The 13,130-nt window shown below is 67.2% G+C and carries 14 protein-coding genes; 6 read left to right on the forward strand and 8 right to left on the reverse strand.

The genetic code is table 11. The annotated features are described in order from the left end of the window. Nucleotides 1–17: 17 nt before the first annotated feature. From H289_RS0108105 to H289_RS0108130, 5 genes are read right to left on the reverse strand one after another with little or no spacing between them, the layout of a single operon-like run. Nucleotides 18–719 carry a hypothetical protein gene (locus H289_RS0108105; protein ID WP_020100271.1) on the reverse strand — a complete coding sequence of 234 codons (702 nt, stop codon included), beginning with the start codon at nt 717–719 and terminating at the stop codon, nt 18–20. Then, the gene (locus H289_RS33350) at nt 716–2,479 is read right to left on the reverse strand and encodes a VWA domain-containing protein (protein ID WP_020100272.1); all 1,764 of its coding nucleotides are present in this window, start codon (nt 2,477–2,479) and stop codon (nt 716–718) included. The genes H289_RS0108105 and H289_RS33350 overlap by 4 nt, the downstream gene beginning before the upstream one ends. Continuing rightward, complete coding sequence (locus H289_RS0108120; protein WP_020100273.1) at nt 2,470–2,946, reverse strand: hypothetical protein; 477 nt, start codon at nt 2,944–2,946, stop codon at nt 2,470–2,472. The genes H289_RS33350 and H289_RS0108120 overlap by 10 nt, the downstream gene beginning before the upstream one ends. Further along, nucleotides 2,936–3,802, reverse strand: coding sequence for a DUF58 domain-containing protein (locus tag H289_RS0108125; protein ID WP_020100274.1), 867 nt, complete (start codon nt 3,800–3,802; stop codon nt 2,936–2,938). Before H289_RS0108125 ends, H289_RS0108120 begins: the two co-directional genes overlap by 11 nt. Before the next feature lie 7 nt (nt 3,803–3,809). Further along, nucleotides 3,810–4,811 carry an AAA family ATPase gene (locus H289_RS0108130; RefSeq protein WP_029104944.1) on the reverse strand — a complete coding sequence of 334 codons (1,002 nt, stop codon included), beginning with the start codon at nt 4,809–4,811 and terminating at the stop codon, nt 3,810–3,812. Nucleotides 4,812–4,976: 165 nt separating this feature from the next. Between H289_RS0108130 and H289_RS0108135 the strand changes: the two genes are divergently transcribed. Both H289_RS0108135 and H289_RS0108140 read left to right on the forward strand, forming a co-directional pair. Continuing rightward, nucleotides 4,977–5,471: a flavin reductase family protein gene (locus tag H289_RS0108135; RefSeq protein WP_502685697.1), complete on the forward strand. Its 495-nt coding sequence runs from the start codon at nt 4,977–4,979 to the stop codon at nt 5,469–5,471. Between the two features lie 11 nt (nt 5,472–5,482). Next, nucleotides 5,483–6,223 (forward strand): SDR family oxidoreductase, encoded by a 741-nt coding sequence (locus H289_RS0108140; protein ID WP_020100277.1) that lies wholly within the window; start codon nt 5,483–5,485, stop codon nt 6,221–6,223. Between the two features lie 6 nt (nt 6,224–6,229). On the opposite strand, the gene H289_RS0108145 is transcribed toward H289_RS0108140, so the two are convergent. Then, nucleotides 6,230–7,246, reverse strand: a complete 1,017-nt coding sequence (locus H289_RS0108145) for a TIGR03617 family F420-dependent LLM class oxidoreductase (protein ID WP_020100278.1) — start codon at nt 7,244–7,246, stop codon at nt 6,230–6,232. Between the two features lie 173 nt (nt 7,247–7,419). Between H289_RS0108145 and H289_RS0108150 the strand changes: the two genes are divergently transcribed. The 4 genes from H289_RS0108150 to H289_RS0108170 all read left to right on the forward strand — a co-directional run bounded on the left by H289_RS0108150 (nt 7,420) and on the right by H289_RS0108170 (nt 10,507). Continuing rightward, nucleotides 7,420–8,406 (forward strand): NAD-dependent epimerase/dehydratase family protein, encoded by a 987-nt coding sequence (locus tag H289_RS0108150; protein WP_020100279.1) that lies wholly within the window; start codon nt 7,420–7,422, stop codon nt 8,404–8,406. Nucleotides 8,407–8,414: 8 nt separating this feature from the next. Beyond that, nucleotides 8,415–8,849 (forward strand): VOC family protein, encoded by a 435-nt coding sequence (locus tag H289_RS0108155; protein ID WP_020100280.1) that lies wholly within the window; start codon nt 8,415–8,417, stop codon nt 8,847–8,849. Between the two features lie 51 nt (nt 8,850–8,900). Continuing rightward, nucleotides 8,901–9,752: a polysaccharide deacetylase family protein gene (locus H289_RS30035; protein ID WP_020100281.1), complete on the forward strand. Its 852-nt coding sequence runs from the start codon at nt 8,901–8,903 to the stop codon at nt 9,750–9,752. Nucleotides 9,753–9,979: 227 nt separating this feature from the next. Further along, nucleotides 9,980–10,507, forward strand: coding sequence for a lipoprotein LpqH (locus H289_RS0108170; RefSeq protein ID WP_029104945.1), 528 nt, complete (start codon nt 9,980–9,982; stop codon nt 10,505–10,507). 3 nt (nt 10,508–10,510) lie between these two features. Here the strand turns inward: H289_RS0108170 and H289_RS0108175 are convergent, their stop codons facing one another. Together H289_RS0108175 and H289_RS0108180 are read right to left on the reverse strand one after the other, a co-directional pair. Beyond that, a complete protein-coding gene (locus H289_RS0108175; protein WP_020100285.1) occupies nt 10,511–12,013 on the reverse strand; it encodes an amino acid permease in 1,503 nt (500 codons plus the stop codon). Then, on the reverse strand, nt 12,013–13,098 hold the full coding sequence (locus tag H289_RS0108180; protein ID WP_020100286.1) for a Glu/Leu/Phe/Val dehydrogenase dimerization domain-containing protein: 1,086 nt from the start codon (nt 13,096–13,098) through the stop codon (nt 12,013–12,015). The genes H289_RS0108175 and H289_RS0108180 overlap by 1 nt, the downstream gene beginning before the upstream one ends. Between the last annotated feature and the right edge of the window lie 32 nt (nt 13,099–13,130).

Genomic DNA, 13,130 nt, shown 5'->3' on the forward strand with positions numbered 1-13,130 from the left:
AGGCACACCTGCTGCAGTCACCGTGCCGCGTCGCGCAAGATCTGTTGCAGTCCTTGCAACGGGTCGGCGCCGTCAGGCGGCGGCAGGGGCGGCGGCAGTGTCGACGTGGCATCCCCGGCCGCGGGTGGCGGCGGCGGTGGTGGTGCCGCGGGAGGCGGCGATGGCGATGGCGCGGCCGGCGGCGGACCGGTCTCCGCGAGCTTGGCGTCCAGCCGGGGCAGGGCCTCGGCGCGGATCCGGCGACGCTGCGTATCGGCATCGGCGTTGCCCGCGAAACAGGTGGTGGGCGCATGCGTGACGGCATCCCTGGCCGCGGTGTACTGCCGGACGGCGGCGTCGCGGTCGTCCGCTGCGGCGGCTTGGTCGCCGAGGGTTTCCCGAATCAGCTCGAGGTTGACGCGAACCGGGCACGACTGGTCGGCCGCGGTCTGCGCCAGTGCTCGGCTGAATTCGCGGTCGGCATCGTGGAGCCGGTGCTGCAGCACCGCGAGACTCCCGCCGGCGTACGACGTCCGGTTCGGCTCGATCACGTTGAACTGACGCAGGATTGCGACGTCGTCGGACAGCGCGGCGGTATCGCGGTTCGCATAGTCGGTGACCGCCGAGTCGCCGACGACAGCGACGGATCCCAGCTTCGCGGCGAGGATCAGCACAGCCGCGACGATCGGTGCCGAGCCCAGGAGCAGTCGGCGACGCAGCCTGCGTCGGTCGGTTGTCATAGCCGTACCCGGTCCAGTCGGGTGCGGGCGGCTTCCCGCAACGTCATGAACAGCTCGATGAGAAGCAGCGCGGCGGCGAGCCCCGAGAGCACCCAATAGAGTTCCGTCCCGCTGTACGCGGAGCCGGCGGCCTGTGGGACGGGGCGGGCGACGTCGGTGAGCGCCGTGTCCGGCAGCCCTGCCTCGCCCCGCTGCACGTACGGCACCCCGATCTGCTGGGCCACGGTCCGCAGCGTGGGGGCCGCGTCGTCGCCGTACCCGATCACCGCCCCGCCGGCGACCACACCTTCCGGCAGGTCGAATTCCCTTTGCGGAGTGGCGGATTCCGATGTTCCGGCGCCGAGGTAGTAGACGAGGTTCTTGGCGTCGGGGTATTGCTGGACCGCGCTGAGCAGCTGATAGCGCAGCACCGTACTGGCCGCGCCGGCGTCGACATGCGACAGTTCCGGTGTCTGATACGTGACGGGTGTCGTCACGACCGGTTTCAGACTCCACGCATCGGCTGACAGCGGCCACTCCAGTGCCGGGCCGGAAGCGAATCCGAGTACGGCGAACCGGGCGGTCGGATAGCGGTCGACCAGTTGCGCGATGTCGGCGCTCGCCTCGGCGGCGCGTGAGCGGCCGTCGGGACCCGGTGCCGCCATGTTCGACGAACGGTCGAGGACCAGGAAGACATTCGGCTCGAGCGCGCCTGCGGTCTGGGGCGGTGGCGCTGTCGCGCCGATCGTGGGGCGCGTGGCCGCAGCAATCAGCAGCAGCGCGGCCATGCCGAATCCGGCCCAGCGCCAGGTCCGCCATCCGGCGTGTTCGGTGCTCCGGCGGCGCCACCATGCGGCGCCGCCCGCTGCGAGCAGCGCCACCAGGAGTGCGGCATCCGGTGTCTCTACCGGTTTGGCGGCAACGTTCGTCCGATTCGCCGGAGGCGGATGGCGGGTGATGTCACGCAACGACGCTCCGATGTCGGTGGCCGGGTGTGATCTGCCGCCGGTGTTGTGTACGAGCTCGGAGACCGTGCCCGCGCCGTCACCGATGATGAGTGCGTTTACCTGAATCTTGCTGCTGGTTGCCAGGTCTCGAAGTGCGGCGCCGTCGAACAACCGGCCGGCCTCGCCGCTGGAAGCCTCTGGCCCGACGTAGATGAGCGACCGGCGCGTTGCCGAATCCTTGGCGGCCGGTGGGAAGCCGGTCATGCACAGCGCGAGCAGGTCGCCGATGTTCGGGGTATATCCGGCGTAACGCACCGGCGCGACAAAAGGTCTGGCGTCGCTTCGCTTGATCTGACGACCATAGGCGGTGAACTCCGCGGCAACGTACTGGTAGTCCCGAGTCAACGGGACGACACGGCGATTGGCAGACGTCAGCCCGATCCGCTCCGTACTGAACCTACGAGCGGCGTCGGCGAAGTACTGCAGCGTCGCGGTCACGGGGGCGTCAGAGACCGGGGCGCCGACACAGACCATGATGTCTTGCGGCGCAGCGGCTTCGGACCGGCGGTCCAGCGTCGGCAGCCCGGTCGGTCGCGCCGTGGCCACCAGTGCGGCGCCGAAGCTCACCGCGAGCAGCGCGACAGCGGACCACACCGAGATCGTGTTCCGGCGCTGTGCCCGGCGATATTCGGGAAGCCGCCTCAGGCGGCCGGTGTTGGCGAGCGGTCTCACGTCGCCGGGGCGGTGGCGGTGGGGCCACAGCACCGCGAACGCCACGCACGCCGCCAGCGCGACGCATCCGATGATCGCGGCAATCGGCCAGGTCAACTCCATCGCATGACCAGTCCTTCGGCCGTTGCACAGGCCTCGTCGACATCGACGGTCGAGTATGGATTGAATTGCACGTCAACGAGTTCGGACAGCAGCGGTGCGGCGGCGCCCGCCGGGCCGGCCGCGATGGAACCGACGTGCATGTACTGCACCCGAAGCCCCGTAGCCGCATGCAGGAACCGGCGGAGTTCCCGGCTCAGCGCCGCCCCGGCCGCCGGCGCCGAGAGGTCGCCCGACCGATGGCGCCGGGCGATGCCGCGAATGTCCCGGACCGCGCGCAGCTTGATCAGCTCGTCCCGTACGACGCGGACCAACCGGACGTCACCGATCCGGCGTGACGCCGACGTCGCCAGGAACAGCCAGGCGTACCAGGCGATTACACAGAGGATCAGCGCGGCCGAGGCCCACGGACACCACCCCGAATAGGGCTCGGGGCCGATCACGTAGCGCAGCAGATCGTCATCTGGCACGTGCGTAGACCCCCGTCATCGCCGTCAACGCAGATTTGATGTGGGCGCTCGCACCGATGCGCGCATGTGGTACGCCGGACACGGTCAGAAACTCCGAAAGACTCTGGCGCCGTTCGTCTTCCGATCGCCGGTACGCCTCGGTGACGGCGCGGTCGAGTGCGGACGGCGGTAAGAGGAACTGCCCGTCGGCGGTGTCGTAGCTGCGGCCGGTGCCGGAGTCGACTGGCGGCATGTCGGTCACCAACGCCCACAGCACGTCGTGCCGGGCGGTCAGTGAGCGCAGCACGTCTCGCAACGCGTCACTGATCTCGGGCTCGTCGGACACGATGAACACCAGCAGCCGGTGGCGGTAATGCGTGGCAAGCCAGCGGAGTTGGACCAGCAGGTCGCTGCGGGCGGGTGATTCGCCCGTCAACTGAAGGTAGTGGTGCAGCATCCGCTCGATGTGCGTCTCGCCACGGCGCAGTCGGGTGTCGATACAACCCCGGCGGTCTCCCGTGACCAGGCCGATCTCGTCGGATCGGCGCAACGTCATGAGCCCGATCGCACCGATGACGTGCATGGTGATGTCCTTCTTGAGCTCTCCCGATGGCGCGAGCGCCGACGCATTTCGGCCGGCGTCGGCGACCACCACGATCTTGTGGTGCTTCTCGGACACGAACTGCTTGATCAGGGTGTGGCCGGAGCGCGAACTCGCCTTCCAATCGATGTCCCGGACGTCGTCGCCCGGAACGTAGGGGCGAAGTTCGTCGAACTCGAGGCTCCGGGTGTGAATCAGCGCGTAGCGGCCGCCTTCCAGCAGACTGCCCGGGTCGCGGCCGATGTGAATTTTCGCGGCGTCGAGGTGTTTCCCCATGTCGGCCTCACGGCACCGGGACCGTCTGCAGCACCGCGTCGACCACTGCGTCAGGCGTGATGCGAGCACTCGCGGCTTCGAAGCCGAGAATCAGTCGATGCCGCAGTACACGGTGTGCGAGCATCGAAATATCCTCGGGCACAACGTGTCCGCGGTCGTGGATGACGGCGAGTGCGCGTGCGGACCGACAGAAGGCGATGGTTGCGCGGGGGCTCGCGCCGTATTCGATGAGTCGGGCGAGGTGCGACGGTAGGTGTTGGGCGGGGCTGCGCGTGACGTCGACAAGTCGGCTGGCGTACGCGACGAGCGCACGATCCAGGTGGACCGCGCGGACGATCTCCTGCACGCGGCGCACGTCGTCGAGCGATACCACCGGGGCCGGGTGACGGGCTCGGTCGTATCTCCCGGCGTCCATGCGGTCGATGATCTCGATCTCGTCGGTGATCGACGGGTAGTGCACGAGCTCCTTCAGCATGAACCGGTCTGTCTGGGCCTCCGACAGGGGATAGGTGCCTTCCTGGTCGACGGGGTTCTGGGTGGCGATGACGAGAAATGGCTCGGGTAGCGGGTATTCGACGCCGGCGATGGTGGTCTGACGTTCCTCCATCGCCTCGAGCATGGCGCTCTGCGTCTTGGCGCTCGAGCGGTTGACCTCGTCGAGCAACACGATGTTGGCGTGCACCGGGCCCAGCTGGGTGGTGAACGAGTTGGTGTCGGCCTCGAAGATCTGCGTGCCGATGATGTCGCTGGGCAACAGATCCGGCGTGCACTGAATGCGACGGAAGCTGCCACCGACCGACGCCGCCAGGACGCGCGCCGCGGTGGTCTTCGCAAGACCGGGCACGCTCTCGATCAGCAGGTGACCACCACCGAGCAGCGCAAGGAGCATCGTTTCACGCAGGTGCTCCTGGCCCACGACGTGATGTGAGAACGCCGATGCCACGGCGCCGACGATGTCTCGGGCCTCGGCAATGTCGCGTTGGTCGGGCTGCATTCGGGGTAGCGTCATCGGTCCTTCCGCATATGGCTTGAGCAGCACCTTCACGGCACCGTCCGTTTTCTCCCGACATCGGCCTTCTTCCGGTATCGACCATCGACGGGGCCCGTTGACGGTTTGCAAGAATGAGCAGTGGCTACCCCAACTCCGGTATCCCAAAACCCGAGGCCAGGACCGGTGATGAAACCAGACACCGCATTTGACGATTTCGTCGACGTGCTCGACTACCCGATGTTCGTTGTCACCGTGCAGGCCGACGGCGAGTCCGGCGGATGCCTCGTCGGTTTCGCCACGCAGGCGAGCATCGATCCGCCGAGGTTTCTCGTCGGGCTGTCCACGGAGAATCGCACGACCTCGATCGCACGGACGGCAACCCATCTCGCGGTGCATCTGCTGCCGCGCGAGCAGTTGGAGGTGGCCGAACTGTTCGGCGGTGAGACGGGTGATGCCGTCGACAAATTCGAGCGATGCGACTGGCACGTCGGGCCGGAAGGCACTCCGGTACTCGATTCGGCGCTGGCCTGGTTCGTCGGTGAGATCATCGCGAGGTTCGACATGGGCGACCATGTGGGGCATCTGCTGGCACCTGTCGCCGGCGGTGCCTCCGGCGCCGCGAGCCGCCCGGTGTTCTTCGACGACGTGAAGGATCTCAACCCCGGACACGGCGCGTAGACAGGGCTGAGATGACCGGTATCGCAGGGAAAGTCGTCGCCATCACGGGTGCCAGCAGTGGCATCGGCGAAGCAACAGCCCGGCTGCTCGCCGAACGTGGCTCGGCGGTGGTTCTCGGTGCCCGCCGGGGCGCCCGGCTCGACGATCTCGGCGGCGAGATTCGCGCCGCCGGCGGGCGGGTCGTCACGTGCACGACCGATGTGACACTGCGTGCCGACGTGGACGCCCTGGTGGCTCGCGCGGTGGACGAGTTCGGCCGGCTGGATGTGTTGGTGAGCAATGCGGGGATCGGCAAGATCGGACCCGTCGCCGCGCTGGACACCGACGGCTGGTCGGAGATGATCGACGTGAACCTGCGCGGCGTGCTCCACGGCATCGCCGCGGCGCTACCTGTATTCCAGCAGCAGGGTGCCGGGCATTTCATCACGACGGTGTCGACGGCAGGGCTGAAAATCGTTCCGGGGCAGGCGGTTTACGCCGCCACCAAGAACGCGGTGCGAACGCTGATGGAAGGTCTGCGGCAGGAGTCGACGAGTGGCGTCGTACGAACGACGTCGATATCTCCAGGCTTTGTCCGCACCGAGCTCGATGCCGCGATCGACGATCCCGCCTTTCGCGACCAGATTCGCCGCAAGATGGATGACTTCGGCCTGCCCCCGGAGGCGGTCGCACGTGCGATTGCGTTCGCCATGGAGCAGCCGCACGACGTCGAAATCGGCGACATCACCATCCGCCCGACGGTGCAGGGCTAGCCGGCGCTAGCGCGCCGATAACTGCCGGGCGATCTCGCCGTACCGTTCGAACCGGTCGGTCCCGCCGAGGGCGTTGTAGAGAACGACGCGCGTAGCGACACCCTCGTACTTGGCAATCAGCTTGTCCGCCAGGTCATCCCAGGTGGATTCGGTGGCGAAGGCGGCGATGTGGTCGTCGGTGATCTGCGCCATCATGCCTGCCATATCGCCGGCCTTCTGCTTCTCCCGCAGGCGCGCGGTGGTGCCTTCGAAACCGGCTTCGTCCCAGATGAACGCGTAGTTGGGGGTACTGCCGTAGAAGCTCATGCTGGCGCGGACGAATTCACGTTCGTTGTGGCGTTCTTCGTCGGTGTCGCCGACAATCGTCATGGCCGGGATGATCGTGTCGATATCGGCGGGGGAGCGGCCCGCCTTCTCGGCTCCGGCAGCCACATTGGGCAGCACGTGGCGGGCGACGTAACCCGGCTCGCCGAGTGGGTGGATGTGCACGCCGTCGGCGACCTCGCCGGCCATGCGCAGCATCCACGGATTCACCGCGGCGATGTCGACCTTGGGATCGGGCGCATCGATGGGTCCCGGGCTCCACTGCGGCGTGATGAAGTCCAGGTCGTAGAAATCGCCGTGATGGTCGAGCTTGCCGGTCCGGAAGGCCGTGAAACACGCCTTCACGGCGCGCACGTAGTCGCGCAGCCGCGGGCCCGGCTGTTCGAAGGGCATGCCGTAGCGCCGCACCACATGCGTCCGCACCTGGGTACCGAGACCGAGCCTGAACTTGCCGCCGGTGGCTTCCTGCAGCTCCCACGCCGAGGCCGCCGTGACAAAGGGGCTGCGCGGAAACGCGACCGCGACACCGGTGGAAAGTTCGAGTCCGGGCGCGGCCTGGGACGCGACCGCCGCGCTCAGATATGCGGTCCGGCCGGTCTCGGTCAGGAGAAGACCGGAGAATCCGGCGGCTTGGGCGCGCTGGGCGAGTGCGCCCATCTGAGCGAAGGGCTGCGGAACTGTCATCACGTCGATGTGCACAGCGGCAGCCTACGGTTGTGGCGCCTGACGACGGTCAAATACCACGTACCACCGGGCCCGAAGCACCACGCATCGTCAGACGCGATGTCTACATCGCGCGGATCCACCCTGCGGCGTGATGGCAGGTACTAGCGTCTGGGCAGCGGCAGTTCACTTCGGAGGGGGTAGGCGTCATGCGGGTGCTGGTCACGGGCGGGACCGGGTTCGTCGGTGGTTGGAGTGCGAAAGCCATTGCGGACAAGGGACATTCGGTCCGGTTCCTGGTGCGCAACGCGGCTCGGTTGCAGACCAGTGTGGCCCAATTGGGCGTCGACGTCTCTGACCATGTGGTCGGCGACATCACCGATCGTGACTCGGTGCTGCGCGCGCTGGACGGGTGCGACGCCGTGCTGCACGCCGCGGCGCTGGTCGCCACCGATCCGAACCAGGCGGCGCAGATGCTGAGCACCAACATGGACGGTGCGCGCAACGTGCTGGGCGGCGCCGTGGAACTGGGCCTCGATCCGATCATCCACGTATCGAGCATCACCGCGCTGTTCAATCCCGATGTGGAGAAGCTCGAGGCCGACCTTCCGGTGTTCGGCGGTACGGACGGCTACGGGCGGTCCAAAGCCCAGGTCGAGATCTACGCCCGCGGGATGCAGGACGCCGGGGCGCCGGTGAACATCACCTATCCCGGCATGGTCATGGGTCCGCCGGTCGGCAACCAGTTCGGCGAGGCCGGCGAAGGCGTGGCGCAGGCACTTCAACTCGGGGCGATTCCGGGTCGCAGCGCGGCGTGGACGGTGGTCGACGGTCGGGATCTGGCCGATCTCCACGCGGCATTGCTGGAGCCGGGCAAGGGACCCCGCCGCTACATGGCGGGCGGCCATCGCATTCCGGTGGACGAGCTGGCCCGGCTGTTGAGCGAAGTCGGCGATAAGACCATGCTCTCCGTTCCGATTCCCGACACGGTGCTGCGGATGGCCGGCCAGGTGCTCGATCGGCTGGGACCATTGCTGCCGTTCCAGACACCGTTCACCGAAGCGGCGATGCAGTACTACACCCAGATGCCCGACTCGGATGACACCCCGAGCGAGCGCGAACTCGGTGTCACCTACCGCGATCCGCGAATCACCTTGGCCGACACCGTCGCCGGCCTTCGTAAGCTGAACCGCTGAGGCGAATAATGACTGATGTCAAGAAGTTTCAGGTCACGTTCGACTGCGCGGTACCCGAGCGCGTGGCGCGGTTCTGGTGCGACGTGCTGGGGTACGTCGTCCCGGCGCCGCCGCCGGGATTCGCAACGTGGGACGACTTCGATCGCGCGCTGCCACCCGAACACCGAGGTTCGAAGTTCGCGTGCGTCGATCCCGCAGGGGTCGGCCCGCGACTGTTCTTTCAGCGCGTTCCCGAAGGCAAGACGGTGAAGAACCGGGTGCACCTGGATGTGCGGGTGGCCACCGGGCTGGCCGGGGAGGAACGCCTCGCAGCGCTCGAGGCGGAGTGCGAGCGGCTGGTCGCGCTCGGCGCGGTCCGGGTGCGGCTGCTTCCCGCCGACGACATCAACGAGTCGTGCATCGTCATGCAGGACGTGGAGGGCAACGAGTTCTGCCTCGACTGATCGCAGGCGCCCCTTCAGCGATTGCCAGGAATTGCTGATACTTTCCGGGCCGTGTCCGTGCTGAACCGAAGAGCCTTCTTGGCCGGCCTCGGCGCAGCCATCACCATCCCGCCTGCCGTGGCGACCATCGAGGTGGCGCGAACGGCGCTGGCCACCGCCTTGACGGCGCCCCACGCCGCGGCCTCGCCGCACCCGCGGGAACTGCTGCGCGCAGCCGCGACAACAAAACCGGCGCTGCTGCCACCACCACCGGCCGCGGCCCGCGTCGCACTGCCCGGGACCGGCGTGCTGAGCGTCCTGCCCGGCCACGGCGACCTGCTGGCCCTCACCGTCGACGACGGCGTCGACAGCAACGTCGTGCGGCTGTACGCCCAGTTCGCGAAGGACACCGGCATCAGGCTGACGTTCTTCGTCAACGGCACCTACCGGTCCTGGACCGACAATGCGCCACTGCTGCGGCCGCTGGTCGAATCGGGCCAGATTCAGCTGGGCAACCACACCTGGTCGCATCCGGACCTCACCACGCAGTCGCCGGCGCAGATCGCCGACCAGATTCAGCGCAATCATGCGTTCCTGGCCCACACGTACGGCATCGACGCGCGACCGTATCTGCGGCCGCCGTACGGCCGGCACAACGCTGCCGTCCGGGCCGTCGCCGCCGACCTCGGCTACACCGTCACGACGATGTGGACGGGGTCCTTGGCCGATTCGACGGTCATCACCGAGGACTACATCGTGAAGATGGCCGACATGCATTTCCGTCCGCAGAACATCGTCCTCGGCCACCTCAACCACGCCCCGGTGACGCACGTCTTCGACCGGCTCGCCGATATGGTCCGCACCCGGAACCTGCGCACGGTCACCCTCGACGACGTCTTTCTCCCCAATCACCCGACGCCATAGACCTGGGTCCGTTTATGACTGCCGCCGTGGGGTATTCGCTGATTGCCGGCAGGCTGGCCATCGAGCAGTGGGACTTCTGGTGGTTCGGCAATTTCATGCCGATGTAGGCATGGTGCCGTAGCCACCGGAGAGAGCCGGTCGTCGCATCTCAGAAAAGAAATGCGGCGACCGGTTCAACGGCGTAGATGTGGTCAAGCAGGGTTTGCGACGACGACAAGAGGGGCGCCATGAGGCAACAGGTTGCGATCGGTGTGCTGGGCATGGCAGTCATCGTGGGGGCCGCGGGCTGCAGTTCCGAGAAACCGCCGTCGGAGACGACGAGCTCGACCAGCAGTAGCACCACCACCAAGTCCACGTCCTCGTCGGCATCCACCACGACGGCCTCGCCAACTCAACCGGCGACCGGCAATCCGCCACCGGGCCAAGCCGAGGTGACCGTCGACGGGGTGCGGCAGAACATCACGGGCAATGTGGTCTGTACCAACGCCGTCGGAAACTTCAACATCGCCATCGGACAGAAGGTTTCGGGAGTGGCGGTCGTCCTGACACCCGACGCCGCGACCGTGCACTCGGTGATCCTCGGCAACGTCAATGGCGTCATCCTCGGCTACCAGCAGGGCATGTCGGGCGGTCAGGCCACCGCGTCCAAGGACGGCAACACGTACACCATCAGCGGTAGCGCTACCGGGGTGACGGCAGCGCTACCGCCGGTGATGGTGACCAAACCCTTCGAGATTCGCGTTACCTGCAGCTGAGGGTCACGCCGCGATCTGGGTGACGTTGAGGTGCTTGTGCGCCTCGGCCTTTCGCTGCGCGAGCTTCGAGTGAGACCTGCCGTAGACGAAGTACAGCGCGACGCCGACCACCATCCACACGACGAACCGCAGCCAGGTCTCGACCTCGAGGTTGATCATCAGCCACAGGCACGACAGTGCTGCGAGGATGGGTATCACGGGGACGAAGGGCACCCGGAAGCCGCGCTCGAGATCGGGCCGCGTGCGCCGCAGGATCGGTACGCCGATCGCCACGAGGATGAAGGCGACGAGCGTGCCGATGTTGACCATGCCCGCAAGCGTGCCGAAGTCCACGAACGCTGCCAGTACCGCGCACACCACGCCCACGATGACGGTCAGTCGCACCGGGGTGCCGTGCTTGCCGGTGTGCGAAAGCCGCTTGGGGAGCAGACCGTCGCGGGACATCGCGAACAGGACGCGGGTCTGGCCGAGGAACATCACCATCACGACGGTAGACAGGCCCGCCAACGCGCCGATGGAGATGATGTTCTTGGCCCACGTGTCACCGTGGAGGGCGAATGCCGTTGCGAGGGTGGCATTTTCTCCCTGCAATTCGGTGTACGGCACCATGCCGGTAAGGACGAACGACACCGCGACGTAGCAGACGGTGACGATGGCCAGCGCGCCGAAGATGCCGCGGGGAACGTCGCGTTGCGGGTTGCGGGTCTCTTCCGCAGCGGTGGCGACCACGTCGAAGCCGATGAAGGCGAAGAACGCGATGCTGGCGGCGGTCAGCAGACCCAGCCACCCGAAGCTCGTGCCGCCAGTTCCGGTGAGCCAGGCCAGCATTGACTGGTGTACGCCGTCCGCCTTCGCCGAGGGCTGCGCCGCCGGGATGAACGGCGTGAGGTTCGAGGCCTTGAAGTAGGTGGCACCGACAACGAGGATCAGCACGATCACCGACAGCTTGATCGCCACGGCGACGGCCGAAACTCGCGATGACAGCTTGGTTCCGGTGGCCAGCAGCACGCCGACGATGGCGATGATCACCAGCGCACCCCAGTCGAACTTGACCGACCCGAGGTGCACCACCGGTGACACCGTCCCGCCTAGTACGTGGCCGAGATACTGCGACCAGCCTTTGGCGACAACGGATACCGCGAGCGCGAACTCGAGGATCAGATCCCAGCCGATGATCCACGCGACAAGCTCACCGAAGGTGGCGTACGCGTAGGTGTAGGCGCTGCCGGCGACGGGCACAGTCGAGGCGAACTCGGCGTAGCACAGCGCGGTGAGCCCGCACGTGATCGCCGCGATGACGAAGGCGACCGACACGGCCGGCCCCGCCATGTTGCCCGCGGTCTGAGCGGTAAGGGTGAAGATGCCGGCGCCGATGACGACGGCAACGCCGAAAACAGTGAGATCCCTTGCCGTCAGGTCTTTGCGGAGCTTCGAATCGGGTTCATCGGTGTCCCGGATCGACTGCTCGACCGACTTGGTGCGGAAAAGCCCGCCGCCGGCGCCCATCAGATGGCTCCGTCGAGCCGCTGTTCGGCGAACAGGTTCGCGGCGGCGCCGATGCTGATGCCCGCCTCGCGCGCGGTGGCGATGATGTCGCGGCAGCGGTCGTAGATGCGGGTCACGTCGGCCTCGACGGCAGTGCGGTCCGCGCCGTGCAGCTCACCGGCGACCTGGATGAGGCCGCCGGCGTTGGCGACGTAGTCAGGTACCCAGGTGATCCCGCGACGGCCGAGCAACAGCTCGACGTCCGGGGTCGCGAGCTGGTTGTTTGCGGCACCGCAAACCAGCTTCGCCTCGATGGTGTCAGCGCTCATAGGCGTCAGCGTAGACCCGAGGGCACACGGAGCATAGACATCGACAGGGGCGTCGGCAACCGAATTGAGGAGGCGCAGGGACGGGTGGTCGTTCGACAGGCGCAGCAGTGCCGCGGCGTTCACATCGGTGGCGTACACGTCCGCGCCGTCCGCGAGCAGCAGTGCGATGAGTTCGCGGCCGACCTTGCCGACGCCCTCGACACCGACGGTCCGACCGGCCAACGTCGCTGCGCCCCAAACGGATTCGGCGCCCGCGCGCATCGCGTTGAAGACACCGAGCGCGGTGAGGCGGGCACTGTCACCCGAGCCGCCGGCCACGGCGCTGCGGCCGGTGACGTGCGAGGTGTACTTGCCCATGATGTCGAGATCATCGGTGTTGGTGCCGACGTCGCCCGCGGTGACGTACCGTCCGCCCAGGGTGTTGACGTAGCGCGCGAAGGCCGCGAACAGCGCTTCGCTCTTGTCGCTGGTCGGGTCGCCGATGATCACGGACTTGCCGCCGCCCAGGTTCACCCCGGCCGCCGCGGCCTTGTATGTCATGCCCCACGACAGCCGCAGCACGTCCTCGAGTGCCTCGAATTCGTCGGCGTAGGGGTACATCCGGCAGCCGCCGAGGGCCGGGCCCAGCGCCGTCGAGTGGATGGCGATGATGGCCTTGAGGCCGGACTCGGCGTCCTCGCAGAAGACGACCTGCTCGTGACTGCGGGAGCTCAACTTGTGCGAGCGACCGAAGACTCCGGCGGGGGTGGACACCGGTGAGGTGGACACAGAGGTCACTACTACTTCCTTTCTGGTGCCGCATGTTCGGC

Origin of the sequence: Mycobacterium sp. 360MFTsu5.1 (genome assembly GCF_000383495.1) — a bacterium.
Classification (GTDB): Bacteria; Actinomycetota; Actinomycetes; order Mycobacteriales; family Mycobacteriaceae; genus Mycobacterium; species Mycobacterium mucogenicum_B.

Coding starts and splice junctions, on each gene's coding strand:
- H289_RS0108105 (WP_020100271.1), bottom strand. CDS start 719: ATGACAACCGACCGACGCAGGCTGCGTCGCCGACTGCTCCTGGGCTCG.
- H289_RS33350 (WP_020100272.1), bottom strand. CDS start 2,479: ATGGAGTTGACCTGGCCGATTGCCGCGATCATCGGATGCGTCGCGCTG.
- H289_RS0108125 (WP_020100274.1), bottom strand. CDS start 3,802: ATGGGGAAACACCTCGACGCCGCGAAAATTCACATCGGCCGCGACCCG.
- H289_RS0108130 (WP_029104944.1), bottom strand. CDS start 4,811: ATGACGCTACCCCGAATGCAGCCCGACCAACGCGACATTGCCGAGGCC.
- H289_RS0108140 (WP_020100277.1), top strand. CDS start 5,483: ATGACCGGTATCGCAGGGAAAGTCGTCGCCATCACGGGTGCCAGCAGT.
- H289_RS0108150 (WP_020100279.1), top strand. CDS start 7,420: ATGCGGGTGCTGGTCACGGGCGGGACCGGGTTCGTCGGTGGTTGGAGT.
- H289_RS0108155 (WP_020100280.1), top strand. CDS start 8,415: ATGACTGATGTCAAGAAGTTTCAGGTCACGTTCGACTGCGCGGTACCC.
- H289_RS0108170 (WP_029104945.1), top strand. CDS start 9,980: ATGAGGCAACAGGTTGCGATCGGTGTGCTGGGCATGGCAGTCATCGTG.
- H289_RS0108175 (WP_020100285.1), bottom strand. CDS start 12,013: ATGGGCGCCGGCGGCGGGCTTTTCCGCACCAAGTCGGTCGAGCAGTCG.